The sequence below is a fragment of the Leucobacter aridicollis genome (assembly GCF_013409595.1).
Classification (GTDB): domain Bacteria; phylum Actinomycetota; class Actinomycetes; order Actinomycetales; family Microbacteriaceae; genus Leucobacter; species Leucobacter aridicollis.
Genome location: NZ_JACCBD010000001.1, coordinates 149,724 through 169,131, shown reverse-complemented (window position 1 = coordinate 169,131; position 19,408 = coordinate 149,724). Strand labels below are relative to the sequence as shown.

General features: G+C 69.6%; 19 protein-coding genes. 9 read left to right on the top strand and 10 right to left on the bottom strand.

Annotated features, from left to right (window positions below; all coding sequences use genetic code 11):
* Positions 1-55: 55 nt before the first annotated feature.
* The gene (locus BJ960_RS00770) at positions 56-1,156 is read left to right on the top strand and encodes an N-formylglutamate amidohydrolase (RefSeq protein ID WP_185985854.1); all 1,101 of its coding nucleotides are present in this window, start codon (positions 56-58) and stop codon (positions 1,154-1,156) included.
* A gap of 66 nt (positions 1,157-1,222) precedes the next feature.
* Positions 1,223-1,849 (top strand): GNAT family N-acetyltransferase, encoded by a 627-nt coding sequence (locus BJ960_RS00765; RefSeq protein ID WP_237463722.1) that lies wholly within the window; start codon positions 1,223-1,225, stop codon positions 1,847-1,849.
* A gap of 26 nt (positions 1,850-1,875) precedes the next feature.
* Here the strand turns inward: BJ960_RS00765 and BJ960_RS00760 are convergent, their stop codons facing one another.
* Positions 1,876-3,225, bottom strand: coding sequence for an anaerobic C4-dicarboxylate transporter (locus BJ960_RS00760; RefSeq protein ID WP_185985853.1), 1,350 nt, complete (start codon positions 3,223-3,225; stop codon positions 1,876-1,878).
* A 141-nt stretch (positions 3,226-3,366) separates the two neighbouring features.
* On the opposite strand from BJ960_RS00760, the gene BJ960_RS00755 reads away from it, so the two are divergent.
* The 4 genes from BJ960_RS00755 (at position 3,367) to BJ960_RS00740 (ending at position 9,117) form a co-directional block, all read left to right on the top strand.
* On the top strand, positions 3,367-5,004 hold the full coding sequence (locus BJ960_RS00755) for a SulP family inorganic anion transporter (protein ID WP_307814693.1): 1,638 nt from the start codon (positions 3,367-3,369) through the stop codon (positions 5,002-5,004).
* A gap of 79 nt (positions 5,005-5,083) precedes the next feature.
* Positions 5,084-6,349 (top strand): heparan-alpha-glucosaminide N-acetyltransferase domain-containing protein, encoded by a 1,266-nt coding sequence (locus BJ960_RS00750; protein WP_185985852.1) that lies wholly within the window; start codon positions 5,084-5,086, stop codon positions 6,347-6,349.
* Between the two features lie 91 nt (positions 6,350-6,440).
* On the top strand, positions 6,441-7,808 hold the full coding sequence (locus tag BJ960_RS00745) for an O-acetylhomoserine aminocarboxypropyltransferase/cysteine synthase family protein (protein WP_185985851.1): 1,368 nt from the start codon (positions 6,441-6,443) through the stop codon (positions 7,806-7,808).
* 97 nt (positions 7,809-7,905) lie between these two features.
* A complete protein-coding gene (locus BJ960_RS00740; RefSeq protein WP_185985850.1) occupies positions 7,906-9,117 on the top strand; it encodes an MFS transporter in 1,212 nt (403 codons plus the stop codon).
* Between the two features lie 54 nt (positions 9,118-9,171).
* Here the strand turns inward: BJ960_RS00740 and BJ960_RS00735 are convergent, their stop codons facing one another.
* The gene (locus BJ960_RS00735) at positions 9,172-10,050 is read right to left on the bottom strand and encodes a helix-turn-helix transcriptional regulator (protein WP_185985849.1); all 879 of its coding nucleotides are present in this window, start codon (positions 10,048-10,050) and stop codon (positions 9,172-9,174) included.
* A gap of 59 nt (positions 10,051-10,109) precedes the next feature.
* Positions 10,110-10,676 carry an NADPH-dependent FMN reductase gene (locus BJ960_RS00730; protein WP_185985848.1) on the bottom strand — a complete coding sequence of 189 codons (567 nt, stop codon included), beginning with the start codon at positions 10,674-10,676 and terminating at the stop codon, positions 10,110-10,112.
* 120 nt (positions 10,677-10,796) lie between these two features.
* Between BJ960_RS00730 and BJ960_RS00725 the strand changes: the two genes are divergently transcribed.
* Entirely contained in the window at positions 10,797-11,684 is an 888-nt protein-coding gene (locus tag BJ960_RS00725) for a metallophosphoesterase (protein WP_185985847.1), read from the top strand.
* Between the two features lie 77 nt (positions 11,685-11,761).
* Here BJ960_RS00725 and BJ960_RS00720 read toward each other — a convergent pair whose 3' ends face one another.
* From BJ960_RS00720 to BJ960_RS00705, 4 genes are all read right to left on the bottom strand, one after another.
* Complete coding sequence (locus BJ960_RS00720; protein ID WP_185985846.1) at positions 11,762-12,913, bottom strand: UDP-N-acetylmuramate dehydrogenase; 1,152 nt, start codon at positions 12,911-12,913, stop codon at positions 11,762-11,764.
* Positions 12,910-13,338: a MaoC/PaaZ C-terminal domain-containing protein gene (locus tag BJ960_RS00715; protein WP_185985845.1), complete on the bottom strand. Its 429-nt coding sequence runs from the start codon at positions 13,336-13,338 to the stop codon at positions 12,910-12,912. Before BJ960_RS00715 ends, BJ960_RS00720 begins: the two co-directional genes overlap by 4 nt.
* Positions 13,335-13,781, bottom strand: a complete 447-nt coding sequence (locus tag BJ960_RS00710; protein WP_121074274.1) for an FAS1-like dehydratase domain-containing protein — start codon at positions 13,779-13,781, stop codon at positions 13,335-13,337. The genes BJ960_RS00715 and BJ960_RS00710 overlap by 4 nt, the downstream gene beginning before the upstream one ends.
* 84 nt (positions 13,782-13,865) lie before the next feature.
* Entirely contained in the window at positions 13,866-14,465 is a 600-nt protein-coding gene (locus BJ960_RS00705; protein ID WP_185985844.1) for a DUF937 domain-containing protein, read from the bottom strand.
* 203 nt (positions 14,466-14,668) lie between these two features.
* On the opposite strand from BJ960_RS00705, the gene BJ960_RS00700 reads away from it, so the two are divergent.
* Both BJ960_RS00700 and BJ960_RS00695 read left to right on the top strand, forming a co-directional pair.
* Positions 14,669-16,435: an acetyl/propionyl/methylcrotonyl-CoA carboxylase subunit alpha gene (locus BJ960_RS00700; RefSeq protein ID WP_121074280.1), complete on the top strand. Its 1,767-nt coding sequence runs from the start codon at positions 14,669-14,671 to the stop codon at positions 16,433-16,435.
* 17 nt (positions 16,436-16,452) lie between these two features.
* Entirely contained in the window at positions 16,453-17,718 is a 1,266-nt protein-coding gene (locus BJ960_RS00695; RefSeq protein ID WP_185985843.1) for a hypothetical protein, read from the top strand.
* Here the strand turns inward: BJ960_RS00695 and BJ960_RS00690 are convergent.
* Genes BJ960_RS00690 through BJ960_RS00680 form a run of 3 tightly spaced genes read right to left on the bottom strand, consistent with a single transcriptional unit; the run spans position 17,622 to position 19,386 of the window.
* Complete coding sequence (locus BJ960_RS00690) at positions 17,622-18,131, bottom strand: hypothetical protein (protein WP_185985842.1); 510 nt, start codon at positions 18,129-18,131, stop codon at positions 17,622-17,624. The genes BJ960_RS00695 and BJ960_RS00690 overlap by 97 nt on opposite strands.
* Positions 18,128-18,724, bottom strand: coding sequence for a hypothetical protein (locus BJ960_RS00685; RefSeq protein ID WP_185985841.1), 597 nt, complete (start codon positions 18,722-18,724; stop codon positions 18,128-18,130). Before BJ960_RS00685 ends, BJ960_RS00690 begins: the two co-directional genes overlap by 4 nt.
* Positions 18,721-19,386, bottom strand: a complete 666-nt coding sequence (locus BJ960_RS00680; RefSeq protein WP_185985840.1) for a hypothetical protein — start codon at positions 19,384-19,386, stop codon at positions 18,721-18,723. The genes BJ960_RS00685 and BJ960_RS00680 overlap by 4 nt, the downstream gene beginning before the upstream one ends.
* Between the last annotated feature and the right edge of the window lie 22 nt (positions 19,387-19,408).

Below are 19,408 nucleotides of genomic sequence, written 5' to 3'. Positions count from 1 at the left end.
CAAGGAATTCCGAAAACCCCTGGTTGTGGGACGTCTCGCTGAGTATTCTGGGCACATGAGCACCATCAGCCTCGATCTCATTCCTGCGGGTACGACGTTCACTGCCGAACAGATCACCCACTACGCGAACTCCGACACCCGCACGCTCGACGAGGCGATCGCCGACGCCGACCTGCTCGTCGCGACGCCGCACTCGGGGGCCGCGATCCCCGAAGAGCTGGCGGAGTTCCTGTCGCCCGCCCTCACGCGCCGACTCCAGTACGACTTCAGCGACGTCGCCACCGCCGCAATCGTGCGCCGCTGGGCAGAGATCGACCCCCGCATCGTCGCGGTGATCAACCCACACCCCCGGCTCATCCGTGACCCGAACCGCAAGAAGCCGGCCGACGTGCGCGCCGACCTCGCCGCGGCGATCGAGCGCGTGCGCGAGGCCGGCGCCTGGCAGAAGGTCGACCTCGCGGGCGTCGACGCGATTCGCCCGGTGACCTTCTCCTTCTTCCCGATCCTCGAGATCCCCGACACCGACGAGGGGCTGCAGCGCCTCGTCGACGCGTTCGCCGACACCGCCGAGCAGGGGCTCGGCGTCTACGAGCGCACCCGAGAGGAACTCACCGACAGATTCGTCGCGCAGGGGCTCGAGCGCGGCGGGTCGTTTACCCGCCTCTCGTTCCACGACACGATGAACACCACGACCACCCGCGAGGGCGCGGTGAACGTTGAGCGCGCCGAGGCCGACAGGCTGCCCGCCGTCGTTGCGCTGTCCAACCGCGGCGACCACGACGGCGAGGAGCGGGATCCCGCTGACCGGCCGACGATGGATCCGGCGGCGCTGCGCGCGCTCGCCGCCGCGCATCGCGAGGGCTTCGAGGTGACCGACCCCGCGGCCGTGCTGCTCAACCAGCCCTACCTCGGGAGCGAAGAGATCCGCGCCGCCGGCGAGCGCTTTGGCGCACTGCGTGCGGAGGCCGACGCCGCCGGTCTCCGCCTCGGAGCGGTCCAGGCCGAATTTCTGCGCGAGTTCCTGCTCGGCCCGGCTGCCGCCGCGGAACTGCAGCAGCCCGGCACCGACTGGATCCAGGAGGATCCTGCGCACATCGACGCGATCGCGCAGGCCTGCAAGCGTTCCTGGGACGCGTTCCGCGACGCCACCGCCTAGCCAGGCCACGGCCGGCGTCGCGGCGCTCGCCGCGCACCGGCCGTCGCACCGCAGTAGGATCGGGCCATGACACGCGGCACCGCACCCTTCACCGTTCGGCCCATGCGCGAGACGGACCTCGACGAGACAGCGCACATTCTCTGGGAGGGGTTCCGAGAAGACCCGGTCTGGGGGCCGGCGTTCCCGGAGCACCCCGAGCGGGCGGCGCACGCGATCGCGCACTGGCGGTTTATGGCGGACCAGGCCGTGCGTCGCGGCGAACCGCTCGTCGCGGAGCTGCCCGACGGCTCGCTCGGCGCGGTTTCCACCTGGTTCCCGCCGGGCGAGGACGAGATCGCAGCGGACGACCTCGGCGCGTACGAGCAGCTGTTGCGTGGCACGATCGGCGACGTCGCCGCTGAGGCGCTGCTTGGCGAGGGAGACCTGTTCGCCGAGGCGCGACCAACCGCGCCGCACGCCTACCTCTCACTGCTCGCGGTCTCGCCAGTCGCGCGCGGGCTCGGCATCGGCATGCGCCTCGTCGCCGCGGCCCTCGAGCGCTACGACGCAGCCGGCCTGCAGACCTACCTCGAGTCGTCGAATCCAGCCAACGATGCACGCTATGAGCGCCTCGGCTACGTCAGGGCGAAGCAGGTCAACATTCCCGGCTCCCCCACCGTGCAGACCTACCTCAGGCAGCCGGCGGCCGGCTGAGCGGCGCGGCCGCTCAGCCCGTCAGGTCACCCGCCCCAGAGCACGCCGAACAGCGAGCCGACGGCGATGGTCGCCACCGCCAAAATCAGCGTCGGCAGGAAGAACGAGTGGTCCACGAGCTTCGTCCCGAGCTTCGTCGATCCCGACTCGTCGAAGTTCGCCGCGGCGATCTGTGAGCCGTTCGTCGGCAGCAGGTAGATACCGGCGAACGCGCCAGCCCACATGCCGCTCATGAGACCGAGCGGGATACCCGCCGCGAGACCGATCGGCACGATCGAGTTCGTCGCCGTCGACTGGCTCGTCGTGAGCACACAGACGAGGAAGACGCCGAGCGCGAAGATCCACGGCGCGGTATCCACGAGCCCTCCGATGCCGTCAGCGACAAGCTTCGAGTGCTCGCCGAGGAACGTGTTGGTGAGCCAGGCGAGGCCGAAGAGGGCGATCGCCGAGACCATACCGGCGCGGAACACCGTCATCGTCGGGATGTCCGCGACCTTCGGCTTCGCGACGAGCATGATGAGCGTGCCTGCGACAAACATGATGATCTCGATGATCGGGGTCATGCCGATCGGCTGCGGGTCGTCGCCGGCGCCGAGGGGGCGCAGGCCCGAGAACAGCCCGAAGACGACGATCGCGAGGACGCCGAGCAGGAAGATGATGGCCGCCCAGCGGCCCTCCTTCGTCACCGTCACCTCGGCCTTCACCTCGGTCGCGGTGGCCCCGGGGGCCACGAGCTTGCCGGAGGCGATCTTGGCCTGGATCTCGGGGTCGTCGGCGATGTCCTTGCCCAGGCGGCGGACGAACAGGCTCGCGAGGAAGATGCCGACGATCGCCGCGGGGAGCGTCACCTTGATAATGTCCATGAGCTCGAAGTTCCACGGTGCCGTGTCGGTGAGCGCGATCATCGCGGCCATCGCGGCCGAGACCGGGCTACACGCGAGCGCGACGCCGGTCGCGACGACCGAGAGCGAGAGCGGGCGCGAGGGGCGAATGCCGTTGCGGTACGAGAGGTCGTAAATCACCGGCAGCAGCGGGTACAGGATGTTCGAGGTGCCGGCGCCAACAGAGAAGAGGAACGCGGTGAGGGGCGCGATGAGCGTGATCTGCTTCGGGTTCTTCGCGATCACCTTCGCCGCGATGGACACCATCCAGTCGATGCCGCCTGCGGCTTGCATCATCGACGACGCGAGCACCACGGACAGCACGATCAGCAGGGCGTCGACCGGCGGGGCTCCCGGCGCGAGCCCGAAGACGAAGACCAGGATCGCGACGCCAGTGCCGCCCCACAGGCCAAGCCCCACACCGCTGGATCGCGTGCCCATGACGATACAGCCGAGCACGACGAGCAACTGCGTAATGAATAGGAAGATATCCATCGGGTCCCCTTATTTGCTATTTTCTGGATCAGACTATCTGCGAGAGGGGCTCTGGCCCAGCTTTTCTTTTGAAATCCCTATTAACAAATGATCTCTGGACGGGAGTGGGGCATGATGGAGGGACAAGGAGAAAGGCGACACGTGTCCTCAATTCTTGCGGGGCTTCGCTCCCTGCTTCCCTCGCGCGACGACTACCGCGGCCTGAAGACTGGCTGGCGCGGCGACCTCGTCGCCGGCCTCACCGTCGGCATCGTCGCGCTGCCGCTCGCGCTCGCGTTCGGCGTCAGCTCAGGCGTCGGCGCCGAGGCCGGGCTCATCACCGCGATCGTCGCGGGCCTCGTCGCAGCCGTATTCGGCGGCTCAAACGTGCAGGTCTCGGGTCCGACCGGCGCGATGGTTGTGGTGCTCGCCCCGATCGTCGTGCTGCACGGGCCAGGCGCCGTCGCCGTCGTGAGCCTCATGGCGGGCCTCATGGTCGTCGCCGCCGGCATCTTCAGGCTCGGCCGCGCCGTGAGCTACATTCCCTGGCCCGTGATTGAGGGGTTCACCGCCGGCATCGGCATCATCATCTTCCTGCAGCAGGTTCCCGCCGCGCTTGGCGTCGAGAACACCGGGCACTCGTCCAACGCCGTCGTCGCCGCCTGGCAGACACTCACCGAGGCGAGCTGGCCTGCGGCTCTCCTCCCGCTCGCCGCAGTCGCAGCCGTGGCGCTCATCATGCTGCTGCTCGACAGGTTCGTGCCGGGCTTCCCGTCCTCGTTCGCGGCGATCCTGATCGTCTCGGTCGTCGCGGTCCTCATGGGGTCCCAGCTGCCGAACATCGGCGAGCTGCCGAGCTCGCTGCCCGCGCCGACGCTTCCGGCGTTCGACGGAGCCATGCTCGCCTCGCTCGCCGGCCCGGCGGCGGCGGTCGCCGCGCTCGTAGCCATCGAATCGCTCCTCTCGGCGCGCGTCGCCGCGACGATCGCGGACACCGGCCCCGTGAATGCCGACCGCGAGCTGTTCGGGCAGGGCCTCGCCTCGGTCGCGTCGGGGCTCTTCGGTGGCATGCCGGCGACCGGCGCCATCGCCCGCACCGCAGTGAACGTCCGTTCGGGCGCCCGCACGCGGGTCGCGGCGATCGTGCACGCGCTCGCGCTGCTCCTCGTCGTGCTCGTCGCCGCTCCGATCGTCGGAGCCATCCCGCTCGCCGCGCTCGCCGGCGTGCTGATGATGACGGCCGCGCGCATGGTGTCGTGGCAGACCGCCAAGCGCGTCTTCAGCTCCGGCAAGTCGAGCGCCGCAACGTTCGCGATCACCCTGCTCATCACCGTGAGCGTCGACCTGGTCGTGGCCGTCGGTATCGGCGTCGCAGTCGCCGCGTTCTTCGCGCTGCGCACCCTCGGAAACATGAGCGGCGCAACCCGCGAACCCCTGCCAGGGGAGGCCGCCCCCGGTGACGAACGCATCGCGCTGTTCCGCGTGGAGGGTTCGCTCTTCTTCGGCGCGGCAGACCGCCTCGTCGAGGCGATCTCCGATGAGGAGGGTGTCGAGGTCGCGATCCTCAGGCTTTCCGACCTGCAGATCATCGACGCCACGGGCGCGAACGCGCTCGCCGGGCTCGTCACGAGCCTCGAGCGGCGCGGCGTCACCGTGCTTATTAAGGGCGTACAGGCGCACCACCGCACCCTGCTTGAGCGCCTCGGGGTGATCCGTTCGCTGCGCGATCCGCATCACCTCTTCGACGAGTTGGAGCCCGCGCTCGACCACGCGCGGGATCACATTCGGCGCGCGTCCTAGCGACGGCGGTACCCTGGTGCCACGCGCGTGGCCCCTACGGGTGACGCGCGGGGCCGAGCCGACAGCCAGACTGGAACCCATGGAACGCACTACCCGATCCCTGACGCGCCCGATAGCGAGCGCGGGCCGCTCGACGGCCCGCTACGTCGGCATTGACCTCGCGAGGTTCCTCGCCGTCGTCGGCATGATGGCCAATCACCTCGTCGCTGTCTCCGCACTCGACCCGACCGCGTCCGCGCTCAACCAGCGCGCCGGCGAGATCGCAACCACGCTCACGAGCGGGATCGCGGCCGCCCTCTTCGCGGTGCTTGGCGGTGTGAGCGCCGTGTTCGCCAGCCGCCGCGCCCTCCAGGCCGGTCGGCCCGGAGCCGCGATCGCGTCGATCGTGCTACGCGGCGTGATCCTCATCGTCCTCGGCCTCGCGCTTGGCGCGCTCGACGTGCCCATCATCGTCGTCCTCGTGTACTACGGGGTGTCCCTGATCCTGGTCGCTGTCTTCGTCGTCGCGCCCTCCTGGGTGGTCGGGATTGTCGCCGCTGTGCTCTGGCTCGGGGGCGGCTACGTGAACGCGCTCGCGCGGCAGACGCTCGAACTCGTCGAGGAGGCAGGCTCGCCCTCCTTCGAATCGCTTGCCGGGGCACCGTTGGAGACGCTGCGTGGGACGCTGCTCACGGGCGTCTATCCCGCGATCACCTGGGTCGCCTACCTGCTCGTCGGCATCCTCATCGCCAGGGCGCTGCTCGCGGCGAACGCGCGCGGCAAGCTCGGCCGGTCGGCGCTCGGGCTCGCGGCGCTCGGCGCCCTCCTTGCGACGGCCGCGACGCTCGTCTCGAACTGGACGCTCGCGAACCTCGAACGCTTCGGCGTCTTCCCGCCCGAGGGCCTCGACATGGCGACGTTCGTGGAGTACCTCGGCATGCAGCAGTTCGGTGCGCCAAACGCTCCTGAGCTGTGGTCGCAGCTCGTCGCGGCCCCGCACTCGGGCTCGCCTGCCGAGATGCTCCGCACCATCGGCATCGCGCTCGCCGTGATCGGGCTGCTCGTGACGATGTGCGATTCGCGCGGAACCGGCCCCGGCCGGCTCACCGACGTGTTCCGCGCCGCCGGCGCGGCGCCGCTCACGATCTACACGCTGCACCTGCTCGCGACCGCCCTCGTCTACGCGCCCCTCTACGCCGGCGCCGAGCTGCCGGGCGGCATGAGCTGGTGGGTTGCCGGCCTCGGCGCGTTCGGCATCCAGCTCGCTGGCGTGCTCGTCATCGGCGCCATCCTCTCCGCCACCGGCCGTCGCGGCCCGCTCGAGGCGCTCACCTCGGGGATCGTTCGCACAGTCACCCGCACGTAGCTGCCGCGGCGAGAACCGAGGGGCGGCGCTTCGTGACGCCGCGTTACCTCGGTTCTCGCGCGCCACGCCGGTCGCGTGCATGATGAGTGGCATGGCCGACTGTTCGAAGACCCCAGAGACCACCCCCGGCGCGGCGTCCCCGCACACCGACTGGGCCGGGTTCGACTTCGAGACCCGGCAGGTGCATGCCGGCGAGTACCCGGACCTGAACAACGGCCTGCGGATCCCGCCGATCGCGCTCTCCGCCGGCTACGTGTTCGGCGACTTCGACGACCAGGTCGACCGGTTCGCCGGGCGCAGCATCGACCCGATCTACTCGCGTCAGGGGAACCCGACGAACGGGGTCGCCGAGGAGCGGCTCGCATCGCTCGAGGGCGGTGCCGCCGCGGTTGCCGTCTCGAGCGGCCAGGCGGCGATCTCCGCGGCACTCTTCACGCTGGCCGGCGGCGGCGATCACATCGTATCGACGGCGTCCATCTACGGCGGCACGCGCATCCTCTTCGGCCGCAGCTTCCAGCGCTTCGGCATCGACGTGAGCTACGTCTGGGACTCCGAGGACGACGCGGAGTGGGAGCGGGCCATCCGCCCGAACACGAAGGCGATCTACACCGAGACGATCCCGAACCCCCGCAACGACGTCACCGACCTCGCGCGCATCGCCGCGGTCGCCAGGCGGTTCAACCTGCCGCTCGTCGTCGACAACACCATCGGTACGCCAGCGCTGATTCGCCCGTTCGAGCACGGCGCCAACATTGTCGTGCACTCGACGACCAAGTTCCTCACCGGCAACGGCGCGGCGGTCGGCGGCGCGATCGTCGACGGCGGCAACTTCGACTGGGAGGCCGCCGAGGCCGCCGGCCGCAGCTATCCGCTGATCACGACGGCGAAGCCGGGGCTCGGCTCGATGGTCGACAGGTTCGGGTCGGGGGCCTACGCGCGCGCCGCGCGCGAGGCGGTCGTCAACGACATCGGCCCGTCGCTGTCGCCCTTCAATGGCTTCCTGCTGCACCAGGGGATGGAAACCCTGTCGCTGCGGATGGAGCGACACGTCACCTCGTCACTCGCGATCACCTCCTGGCTCGAACAGCAGCCAGAGGTCGAGACGGTCGACTACGCCGGGCTCCCCAGCTCGCCGCTCTACGAACTCGCCGCCCGCGACTACGGTCTCACCGCCGCAGGCGACGGCGCGCGCACGGGCTCGGTGTTCGGCGTCACTGTGCGGGGCGGAATCGATGGCGCGCGGGCGTTCGTGAACCACCTGCGACTGTTCTCGCGGATGACCGGCATCGGCGACACTCGATCGATGATCATCCACCCGCTCACGTCGACCCATGCGACATTCACGCCCGACGTGAACGAGCGGCTCGGGATCACGCCCGGCCTCCTCCGACTGTCGGTGGGGCTCGAGTCGGCAAAGGATCTCATCGCGGACCTCCGCGCGGCCCTCGACCACGTGTAGCCGGCCGGGCGCCGGCCGGCGCGCGCTGTGCACGATCGGTCGGGAAGCGGGTTCGCATGATCGGGCGCGTCGCGGCCGCCGCTGGGACGCTAGAACCATGACCACAACCGCGCCCATTCCCGTCGCCGGTGCGCTGCCGGCGACGCAGCCTCCCATGCCCTATGCCGCCCTGCTCACGCTCATGGCGATGAGCTTCCTGCTTGTCACGAGCGAGTTCCTCCCGAACGGCGTGCTCACCGAGATGGCCGCCGGCCTCGGCATCACCCCCGGCCAGGCGGGCCAGACTGTCAGCATGACCGCCCTCGCTGGCCTCATCACCGCGCTCGTGGTCGGCAGCCTCTTCCCGCGCATCGACCGGCGTTCGCTGCTCATCTGGATGGCCATACTCGGAGCCGCGTCGAACGTGCTGGTCGCGCTCGCGCCGTCGTTCTGGCTCATCCTCGTGGCGCGCTTCATGCTCGGCGCTGCGCTCTCAACGTTCTGGTCGATGTCGATCAGCGCGGCCTCGAGCCTCGTCGGCCCGCGGCGGCTCGGGCGCGCGTTGATGTTCACCTCGGGCGGGGTCTCGCTCGCGACGGTCGCGGGCGTACCCGTTGGGGTCATGCTGTCCAACGCGTTCGACTGGCGACTCGTATTCGCGATCATCGGAGCAGCGATGCTGCTCCTCGCGGTCTCCCTGCGCGTGACGCTCCCACGTATCCCAGCGACGAAGGCAGGCGGCTTCCGGGCGCTCGACCGCGCCCTGAGGGTGCCGGGCGTCTCCCTCGGACTCGGCGGCCACGTGCTCGTCGTGCTCGGCCACTTCGCGGCATACACCTACATCAGGCTCGCGCTTGAGCGGGTCACCGACGCAACGGGAGCCCCACTTGCTCCCGCCACCATCGTCGTGCTGCTCGCGCTGTTCGGGGCAGGCGGATTCGTCGGAAACTTCGCCATCGGCCTCGTCGTCGACCGCGCGTTCAAGCAGTTCTCGATGCTCGCGCCCCTCGTCATCGCGGCGGCGGCGGTCACCGTGCTCGCGGCACCGGGTGCGCTGTGGGCCGTCGGGATCGCGGTCACCGTCTGGGGCTTCTTCTTCGCCTCGTGGCTGCTCGTCGTGAACACGTGGGCCGGCCACCGGCTCCCTGACGCGCTCGAGGCGGGCGGAAGCCTCGTCGTCGTCGGATTCCAGGGGGCGATCTTCCTCGCCGCGGCCGGCGGCGGGCTCCTGAGCGACGCCGCTGGCATCACGACCGTGTACCTCGTTGCGATCGTCACCCTCGTCTGCGGTTCGGCCCTGTTCGGCGCCTCGCACCGCGGGCGGGCGTAGGTCAGGGGCTGGCGCGGGCCGCCATGCGCCAGCCCGCGCCTACTCCCAGCGCGCCTATTCCCAGCGCGACGGCGAGACGCCGGTGTGGCGCCTAAACGCGCGGCTGAAGCCCTCGTCTGAGGCGTATCCCAGCTCGCGGGAGGTCTGCGTGACCGTCGCGCCGTGCGACAGCCTGCGCTTCGCGTCCTCCATGCGCACTCCCGTGATGTACTGCCCGGGGGACGAGCCGACGACCTCGCGGAACCGCCTGGCGAACGCCGAGCGCGACATCGCGCCGAGGCTCGCGAGCGCATCGAGGGACCAGTCGCCGCCAGGATCGCTGTGGATCGCGGAGAGCACCGGGTCGAGGTAGGGATCCGCGACGCGCGCCGTCCAGCCGCTCGGTGCGCAGCCCGCAGACACCCAGGCACGGAGCACGCCCACAAGCAGGGTGCGGGCCATCAGCCGGCACACGACCTCGCCGCCGCCGGCGGCCACAACCGGCGCGGGCGAGCCGCCCGCGCCCATGTTGCTTGCGAGCGACGCGAGGGCCGGGTCGAGGCGCGAGAAGTCGGTGATTGTGAGAGGGTCGGGCAGGAGCCTGCGCAGGCGATGTGCGGTCTCGTTGAGCTCAACCGTGACCACCACGAGTTCGGCGTCGGACTGCGCCTCGAACTCGAGCGGCACCGTTCCCATCGTGAACAGTGCGGCGCCCGCGGGAAACTCGCTCACGTGGCCGCGCGCGACGATCCGGCCGCCACTCCGTGGGTCGGTCGCGCAGGAGGTCGCCGAGTCTCCCCCGAGCGTCCCGCTCACGACATACAGGAGCGTCACCGCGCCGGCCGGCGTGACCGTTCGGCGGCCTCGGCTCAGCGCGACGCGCGTGGTCCTCGTGACGACGACGTCGATGCTCTCGAGGAGCGTGCCGAGCGGCGCGGTGGCGGTGTTCTGCATGCGGGATGTAACCCGCGCAGCGCCTCCGCTATTCCGCGCCGCCCGACACGACGTGTCGCCTACGCGTCGCGCTTCGCGTGCAGCTCGAAGTGCGCGTGCGCGGTGCGGAGCCAGGAGAGCAGGAACTCGGCCGTCGCCTCGTTCGAGACCTCGCCGTCCTCGGCGATGAGCCCCTCGGTCATCAGCAGGTACACCTCGGGCTGCTGCAGGTCGGGTGCGTCGAGGAACGCGAGAATCGAGCGCAGATGCTGCTGCGCGAGCGCGGTGCCGATCTGGCCGATCGAAGCGCCAGCGACCGCAGTCGGCTTGCCCGCGAAGCTGTTCTGGCCCCAGGGGCGGCTCGCGGTATCGAGCGCGTTCTTCAGCACGCCGGGCACCGACCGGTTGTACTCGGGGGTGACGATGATGATGCCGTCGGCGGCCTCAACCCGCTGCTTGAACTCCGCGGCTGCCGCGGGGATATCGGCGTCGTGATCGGCCGAGTAGTACGGCAGGTCCGCAATCGGGATCTCGGTGAGCGTGAGGTCGGCCTGCGGCGCAAGCTTCACGAGGGCGTTTGCGAGGCGGCGATTGATCGAGGTCGACGAGACGCTGCCAACGATGAAACCGATGTTGTATGTAGCCATGAAACAGTTCCTTTCTAGAACGCTGCGGGTACTCAGGGGAGAACCTGGGGCCGCTGCGTGGCATTCCCAACATTTCTGTGAGAACACTCACTGTTCACGCGGGCGGAGTACAGTGCACCCATGACGACCTTGCGAGTGCTCCATCTCAGCGACACCCACCTGTACGGCGACGACTCACGCCACTACGGCGTCGTCGACACCGCAGATCATCTCGCGCGGGTGCTCGACAGGTTCGCCGATGAGCCGTTCGAGCTCGTCGTCTGCTCAGGCGACCTGAGCGAGGACGGCACGGTCGCGTCGTACGAGCGCCTGCTGAGCCTCGTGGAGCCGTGGGCGCGCGAGCGGGGAGCGCGGACGCTGTATGCGATGGGCAATCACGACCAGCGGGCCGGGTTCCGCGAGGTGCTTGGCGCCGGCCAGAGCGGCGAGGACCTGCGGGTGCTCGCCGCCGATCCCGGCGCTGACCCGGCAGCCTCCCCCATCGCGTCGACGATCACCGTCGCTGGCTGGCGCACGATCGTGCTCGACACGTCCGTCCCCGGCGCCGGCTACGGTGAGTTCGGTGCCGCCCAGGCGGCCTTCCTCGCAGAGGCGCTCGCGGTGCCCGCTGAGCATGGCACGGTCGTCGTGATGCACCATCCGCCCGTTGCGGCGCAGACTGAACTTCTCCAGGCGCTCGCGCTTGACGACGACTCTGCCGCGCGCCTGTGGGACGCAATCAGCGGCACCGACGTGCGCGCGGTGCTCGCCGGTCACTACCATCATGCGCTCGTGGAGACCGTCGACGGAATCCCGGTCGTCGTCACCCCGGGCGTCACGAACCTCGCGGAGGCGTTCGGCCCGCGCGATGAGGAGTCGGCGCGCGACTGGGCCGGCGCGACCGTCGTCGAGCTGAACGAATCGCGGGTCAGGATCCTGCCGGTGAGCGAGCCCGTCACCGGCGGCGAGGTCTTCACCCTCACCGCTGAGCAGGTACAGCAGATCATCGCTGCCGCCGGCCGGCCCTAACCCAGACGGCCTCCGGCCGCGACCTCGAACCGGCACGCGCGAACCGGGCAACGCCGGGCCCGCCGCAGTCGGCTGCGCTAGATCTCGATGCCGTAGAGGTTCGGCTCGGGCACGAGCACGAGCCCGAACTCCTGCTGCACCCGCTGCACGATGAAGCGGGCGAGCTCGCCGATGTCGGACGCCGACGCGTTTCCGCGGTTCGTGATCGCTAGCGTGTGCTTCGTTGAGACCGACGCTCCCGAGCCTGGCAGCCGGTAGCCGCGCGGAACGCCGGACTGCTCTATGAGCCACGCGGCGGAAAGCTTGACCCGGCGCTCGGGCGGCGTCGCCGGGATGCGCAGCGGCTGTCCGGCCGCGAGCTCCTCAAACGTCGTCACCGCGGCAGTTGGGCCGGCCTCCGCGACGGGGAAGCGGGGCGCGTTCTCGGGCAGCCCGCGCGCAAATCGCTCGGTCACGATCGGGTTCGTGAAGAACGATCCAGCACTCCACGAGTCGTGGTCGGTTTCGTCGAGCACCATGCCCTTCGACGCGCGAAGGCGGAGCACGGTATCGCGCACCGTCCGCAGCGGCACCCGGGCACCAAGCTCAACGCCAAGCGCCCCCGCGAGCTGCGAATAGCGGATCGGTTCGGACAGTGGCTCGGGGCCGTCCTCCCCCGCCGCGACTCCGGCGTCGGTGAGCACAAGGTCGATCGAGAGCACGACGCCCTCGAGCCCCTGCTTGATGACCGAATCGCGGTAGCTCAGCGCGAGGTCCGCCGCGGGCATGCGGAGAACGTCGTAGGTGCTCGCCGCGAGGAACTCGATCGAGTGCAGCACGCCCGAGAGCTCCTGCCCGTATGCTCCGATGTTCTGCACCGGCGCGGCCCCGGCCAACCCCGGAATGCCCGAGAGCGCTTCGATGCCGGCCCAGCCGCGTTCAACGCATTCCGCGACGAGGGCGTCCCAGTCGTGGCCGGCCTCAACGCGGATCCTGACGGTCCCCGGCGCGAGCTCGGGATCCTCGACGAGTGCGACGCCGCCCGTCCGGACGAGGAGCACCGGGCCCGGATACCCCTCGTCGGCGACGACCGTGTTCGAGCCGCCGCCGAGCAGCAGCCAGTCGTCGCCGCGCTCCCACAGCTGGATCGCCTGTTCTTGCAGCTCGTGGCGGGTGTGCGCCGCGAGGATCTCCTCGGCGGGGCCACCAACCCGCATCGTCGTGAGCGTTGCGAGGGGCTGCGACGTCACGCGAACGCCACCACCATCTGGGACTTCCCCAGAACCGTCGCGCCGTCGAACGTCACCTTGAGGTCGAGGCGCGCAGTGCGGGCTTCCTCGTCAAGGGCGCCGACCGTGGCCGAGACGGCGAGCACAGCGCCCGCTGTCGCGTCGACGGGGACGGGCCTGGTGAAGCGCGACTGGAAGTCGACGACGTGGCCGGCGGTCCCGAGCCAGTCGGTCGCGAGCGAGCCAGCGACACCCATCGTAAGCATGCCGTGGGCGAGCACGCCGGGGAGGCCGACCGACTGCGCGAAATCGTCGCGGTAGTGGATCGGATTGAAGTCGCCGGAGGCGCCCGCGTACCTCACGAGGCTGTCACGCGTGAGGGTGTGCTCGCGCTCCGCGACGACGTCGCCCTTGGCGAGCCCGTCGAATGTCACTGCTGCGCTCATGCTTCTTCTCCTCGCACGACCAGGGTCGAAATCGCGGTCACGACGTGCTCGCCCGCGGCGTCAACGACGTCGCTCGACGCCGTCACCATCGAGTGCCCGCCAAGCTGCTTGACTGCGGCGATCGTCAGCGTCGCCGTGAGCTCGTCGCCAGCGACGATCGGACGCGTGTAGCTGAACCGCTGGTCGCCGTGGACGACGCGCGAGAAGTCGACGCCAGCCTCGTCATCGGCGAGCAGCTGCGCGAGCGTCGCCTCCTGCACTGTCACGGCGAATGTCGGCGGCGCAACGACGTCGGCGAACCCTGCCGCGCGCGCGGCTTCGGGGTCGTGGTGGAGCGGCGAGCTGCTGAACACGGCGCGAGCGAACTCGCGCACCTTCTCACGCCCGACGAGGTACGGCTGGGTGGGCGGGTAGACCCGGCCCTGAACGTCTGGATTAACCACGGGATCAGTCTAGCCGGGCGACGCAAAAAGCCCGCGTCCGTCGGGCGACGGGCGCGGGCTCTGTGCCGCTATGCGGCTGCGAGCTTACTTGCCGAGCAAGCCACCGAGCAGGCCACCCAGGCCGCCGCCCTGCGACTTGCCGCCGCCGAGCAGGCCACCGAGCAGGTCGCCGATGCCGCCGCCAGTGCTCTGCGCCTGGTTTCCGCCGGTGAGACCGCCGAGCAGGCCACCGAGGACGTCACCGATGCCGCCGCCATTGTCTTCAGCAGCTGCCGGAGCTGCCTTCGACTTGCCCGCGAGGAACTGCATCACGATCGGAGCAAGGAGCGGGAGGAGCATCGGGATGTACTTCGCGATGCTCGGGTTGCCAGCCTGCGCGCCGAGCGCGTTCGCGACAGCTTCTTCCTTGTCGCCAAGCACGTGCTTCACGATCTTCTGACCGTCGGCCTCGTCGATCGCGTCGAGCGAGATCTTGCCATCGGTCGGAGTGTGCTTGCTGAGCGCGCCCTCAAGCTGCTGCTTGCCTTCGTCGCTCGACGCGTTCACCGCGAGTCCCCCGAGCAGGCCGGGAAGAGCCTGCTTCACTGCGGCGAGCGCGGTGTCTTCGTCGACTCCAAGCTTCGCGGCGAGCTCGCCGACCGGAACCTGCGAAAGCAGGGCATCAAGTGCGTTGTCATTTGCCATTTCGGTGTCCCCAATCGAGTGTCGCCGGGTGCGACTCACACAGCCTTACATTACCGCCAGAGTGCCCTGGAGCAGTAGCGAAATTATTGCAATGTTTACGCGTGTGACACACCCGCGCCGGTGTAGCCTTCGGCAACGATCCAGCAAAAGGTTTGTGACGAATATCCAACTTGCGGCACCGTTCCTCGAATAGGCTGTAATTTATGTCTCGCATTCGTAAAGTGCTCATCGCCAACCGGGGCGAGATCGCCGTTCGTATTATTCGCGCCGCTGCCGACAGCGGCATCGCGTCCGTCGCCGTCTACGCCGATCAGGATCGCGACGCACTGCACTCGCAGCTTGCCGACGAATCGTACGCTCTCGGCGGTTCGACGAGCGCCGACAGTTACCTCGCAATCGACAAGATCCTGAGCGTCGCCCGCCGTTCCGGCGCCGACGCTGTGCACCCCGGCTACGGGTTCCTCGCCGAGAACGCCGACTTCGCGCGCGCGGTTATTGGCGCCGGTCTCACCTGGATCGGCCCGAGCCCCGAGGCCATCGAGCGCCTGGGCGACAAGGTCTCGGCGCGCCACGTCGCGGAAAAGGTCAACGCTCCGCTCGCGCCCGGAACCAGCGACCCCGTTCAGGGCGCCGACGAGGTGCTCGCGTTCGCGGACGAGGTCGGCCTGCCCGTCGCTATCAAGGCGGCCTTCGGCGGCGGCGGACGCGGCCTGAAGGTCGCATACAAGCGCGAGGAGGTCGCGGATCTCTTCGAGTCGGCGACCCGCGAGGCGGTCGCCGCCTTCGGTCGCGGCGAGTGCTTTGTCGAGAAGTACCTCGAGAAGCCCCGGCACGTCGAAACGCAGTGCCTCGCTGACAGCCACGGCAACGTCGTCGTCATCTCGACCCGCGATTGTTCGCTGCAGCGCCGCCACCAGAAGCTCGTCGAGGAAGCTCCAGCGCCGTTCCTCTCTGACGCACAGAACGAGGAGCTCTACGCGGCGTCGAAGGCGATCCTCCGCGAGGTCGGCTACGTCGGTGCCGGCACCTGCGAGTTCCTCGTCGCGAAAGACGGGACGATCTCGTTCCTCGAGGTGAACACCCGCCTCCAGGTCGAGCACCCGGTCTCCGAGGAGGTCACCGGCATCGACCTCGTCCGCGAGCAGTTCCGCATTGCCGAGGGCGGCGTCCTCGACTACGAGGATCCGGTTGCGCATGGCCACTCGTTCGAGTTCCGCCTGAACGGCGAGGATCCGGGCAACGGCTTCCTCCCCGCGCCCGGCCCGGTCTCGCTCTTCAAGCCCGCGCTCGGGCCCGGCGTTCGCGTCGACACCGGCGTGCAGTCCGGCGACGTCATCTCGGGCGCGTTCGACTCGATGCTCGGCAAGCTCATTGTCACCGGGGCCACTCGCGAGGAGGCGCTCGAGCGCTCTCGTCGCGCGCTCGACGAGCTTGAGGTCCAGGGGCTCCCCACCGTGCTGCCGTTCCACCGCAAGATTGTCCGCGACCCGGCGTTCACCGCCGAGGACGGCACCTTCGGCGTCTACACGCTGTGGATCGAGTCGGAGTTCGTGAACGACATCGAGCCGTGGGAGGGCGAGAACGCTGCCCCGTCGACGCCGTCGACCCGCCAGGCCGTGGTCGTTGAGGTTGCGGGTCGCCGCGTCGAGGTCACGATGCCGACGACGCTGTTGCCGATCGCCGATCAGGACGTCACGCGCGGCCCCGCGCCCAAGCGGGCGAAGGGGTCGGGCGTCGCAACGGCCACCGGAGACTCAGTCTCTGCGCCGATGCAGGCGACGGTCGTGAAGCTCGCCGTCGAGGACGGGCAGGAGGTCGCGGAGGGCGAGCTCATCGTCGTCCTTGAGGCGATGAAGATGGAGCAGTCGATCTACGCGCACCGCTCGGGCATCGTCTGCAACATCGATGCACCGCTCGGCCAGACCGTTCCGAGCGGCCACCCGCTGCTCTCGATCGTCGACGCGGTCTAGAACGCGAGGCGCGGCGGATGCTCGCTGCAGGGAAGCGGACCGTGCGGCTCCTCGGAGCCTACGGTCCGCTTCTCGTTGCCTGCTATCTCGCGGGCATGCTGCTGCACCACGTGCTCATTCAGCTTGCGGGTTTCGTCGGCGCGTGGGCCGAGGACATCGGGATCCTGCTGCTCCCCCTCGCAGTCCTCGCGCGGCTCGTCGCGCTCGTCGCGATGCTCGTCGTGCTGCGCGACGGCCTCAGCAACGTCGGCGCGCTCCCTGAGCCAGGCAGGGGGCCTGTGCGCAGGTTCACCGATGCGCTGCTCGCGGGGATCCTGCCCTTCGTCGCGTTCTACGCGGCGCGCGGCTACCTCGCTGACGACGTCACGACCTACTTCCACCGGCTGCTCGAAGTCCGAGCCGACATCGTGTTCACGTCCACGATCGAGGGTGATCCGGCGCCCACGCCGCCCGCGCCCGAGGTGCTCGGGGTCTCGCTCACGACGGTCGCCGTGATCGTGGCCGCGTACGGCCTCCGGTGGCTGTGGGGGCGGTATCGCGATCGCCTCCCAGGGAGCTTCGCGCTCGCGGCCGTCTATCTCGAGACGCTCTGGATCTATCTCTCGGCAACGATCATCTCGCGCCTGTTCGAGTCGCTTCGATCGTGGATCGACTCGCGCCAGGCGATGGTGTGGCTCGGCGACCTGCGCGCGAGCTTCACCGGCTGGCTCGCGCCGCTCGGCGCGGCCTGGGACACTGTCGCGCTCGTGATCGGCGAGGCCGCGAAGGTGACGATCGCTCCCCTCGCGTGGTTGGCGATCGTCGGCGTGATCTACGGTCGTTCGGTGCAGCTCGCCGCGCCGCGCATCGCCGTGCCGAAGCGTGCCGCCAGCGTCGAGCAACGCTTCCAGCTCCTGCCGGCGCAGGTCCAGACGCGCCTTGGCGACCTCTGGCGCGACTTCGCATCGCGCTTCACCCCGATCTGGAAGGCGGTGCTCCACATGCGCACCGCGGGCCCGGCGTTCATCGGGGCGTACGTGCTCGCGTTCACCGCTGTGCTCTTTCTGGAGGGCGCCCTCCGTGTCGGCATATTCCGGGCGTTCGGCCCGCACGACATCAATAGCTTCTGGCTTCTCGCGGACTCGTTGATCCTGCTCGCGATCCCGCTCATCATCGAGCCGATCCGCATGGCGCTCGTCGCCAGCAGCTACGACGAGATGATCGGGATCTCTGCGAACACCGGCAGCTCCGCAGGCGACAGCACTGCGAGCGAAAGCTCGCGCGCGTCGTCGGGAACGACGTAGTCGAGCACAAGCTCGTACGGGGATTCCTCGGAGGTGCACGCGGTGACGCGGTCGAGCGGCTCCGCCCCGATCGCGTCGGAGCGTTCCGCCCAACGCCGCTCGCCGCCACGATCCCACAACTCGGGAGTCTGGCAGGTCGCCCGTTCCCCTGCGGCCGGACTGACGGGGAGCACGATCCTGATCAGCCTGGTGCCCGCGGGCAGGCCGTGCGCCGCTGCATCGAGCTCGGTCGGTTCGGCGGGTCCGATGATGGCGCCAGCGTAGTTCACCGCGCCACCCGCAATCGGGGCGCGTTCGGTCGGCTGGTTCGACCGGTACCCGCTCCAGGCGCTCCAGCTCATCACCCCGGCTGTCACGGGAAGCAGCACGGCGAGCGCGATCAGCGCGATTCGGTTCCGCCTGAGCCAGGTCATCGGTGTTCCCATCCCGTCTCTCGGACCGCTCGCTCGGGAACCCGCTCGAGTGCGTCGAGGTCGACGGCGACGCTCACGAGGGAGTCCAACCGCGTGTCGCCGTGCTGCGCGAGTTCGACGGCGCCCTCCCCCGTTGCGTCGGCGGGCAGTTCAAACGCGATGCTGCCTGTGCGGGGCACGCCAGTCACGAGGGGGTCGGTGACGAGCGACGGGAATCGCTCGCTCGCGCGATACTCGCGGCGCTGGGCGTCGTCGCCCGCACCAGCCTCGTGAACGAACGCCGCACGTCCGAGATAGCTCGACGCGTCCCTCCCGGCCCCTTCCACAGTCAGGTCGATGACGAGCCAGTTGCCCGGCTGCCTCCACTCGCCCGCGCTGAGCACGTCCACGAGTTCGGCGCCCGTGACGGTCACGGTGAACGTGCGCGCGGCGGCCGCCTCCCCGACTGCGGCGGTCACAGTAAACGGCTGCTCGCTCTGGGCGTCGGTGGGCACCAGGCGAAGGAGCAGCGAGGCGAGCGCGAGCAGCACGATGCCGACGCCCCACGCGGCGGCGCTTCGAAGCCTCGGCCGCGCGGCCGACGTACCCGTCACTCGGTTCCCCCGCTGTCGCCGCCAGCGGTGACAGTGAGCTCGACCGTCGCTGCCGGCCGCGAGTTCGTCCAGCGTTCGTCGCTCGTGAGCCGCTGGCCCACCTCCAGCGTCGCTTCGCGAATGACCACGTCGATCGGCTCGCCTGCACGAACGCTCGACTCGGGGACGACCCAGCTGACGACGAGCTCGGCGGGCACTCCCGGCTGCAGCCAGGGCCCAAACGTCGCGTCGTCGAGCCGCGCGATGGAGGCAGGCTCGGCGTCATCAACGTCCTCGCTCACCCCGTCGAGGCGCAGCGCCTGCTCGACAGCGCCCTGCGAGCTGAGCAACGGCTGCGTCCAGCGGTTCTCGACGGTCACGAGCAGCGCGAGCACCCGTTCACCGTCCTCCGCGTACGCGCCGGCCTCGGGGAATGAGTCGAAGAGTACCGCCCGCTCGACTGAGACCGAAAGCTGGTCGCCGACCCGGGCTTCGCCTGCCGCCACCGGCGCGACGGCGGCCTCAGCGACCGGGGCGAGCCCACCGAACGCCGCAGCCACGGCGAGAAAGATCCCGGTGAGGATACTTGCGAACCATCCTGTCGGGATTCGCTTCAGCCACGCGACGAGCCGCGACAGCAGACCGGGCTCGGCTGCGTGCGGTGCGTGGGCTGGGTCGGACACGGGATTCAGTCTAGATGCTGTG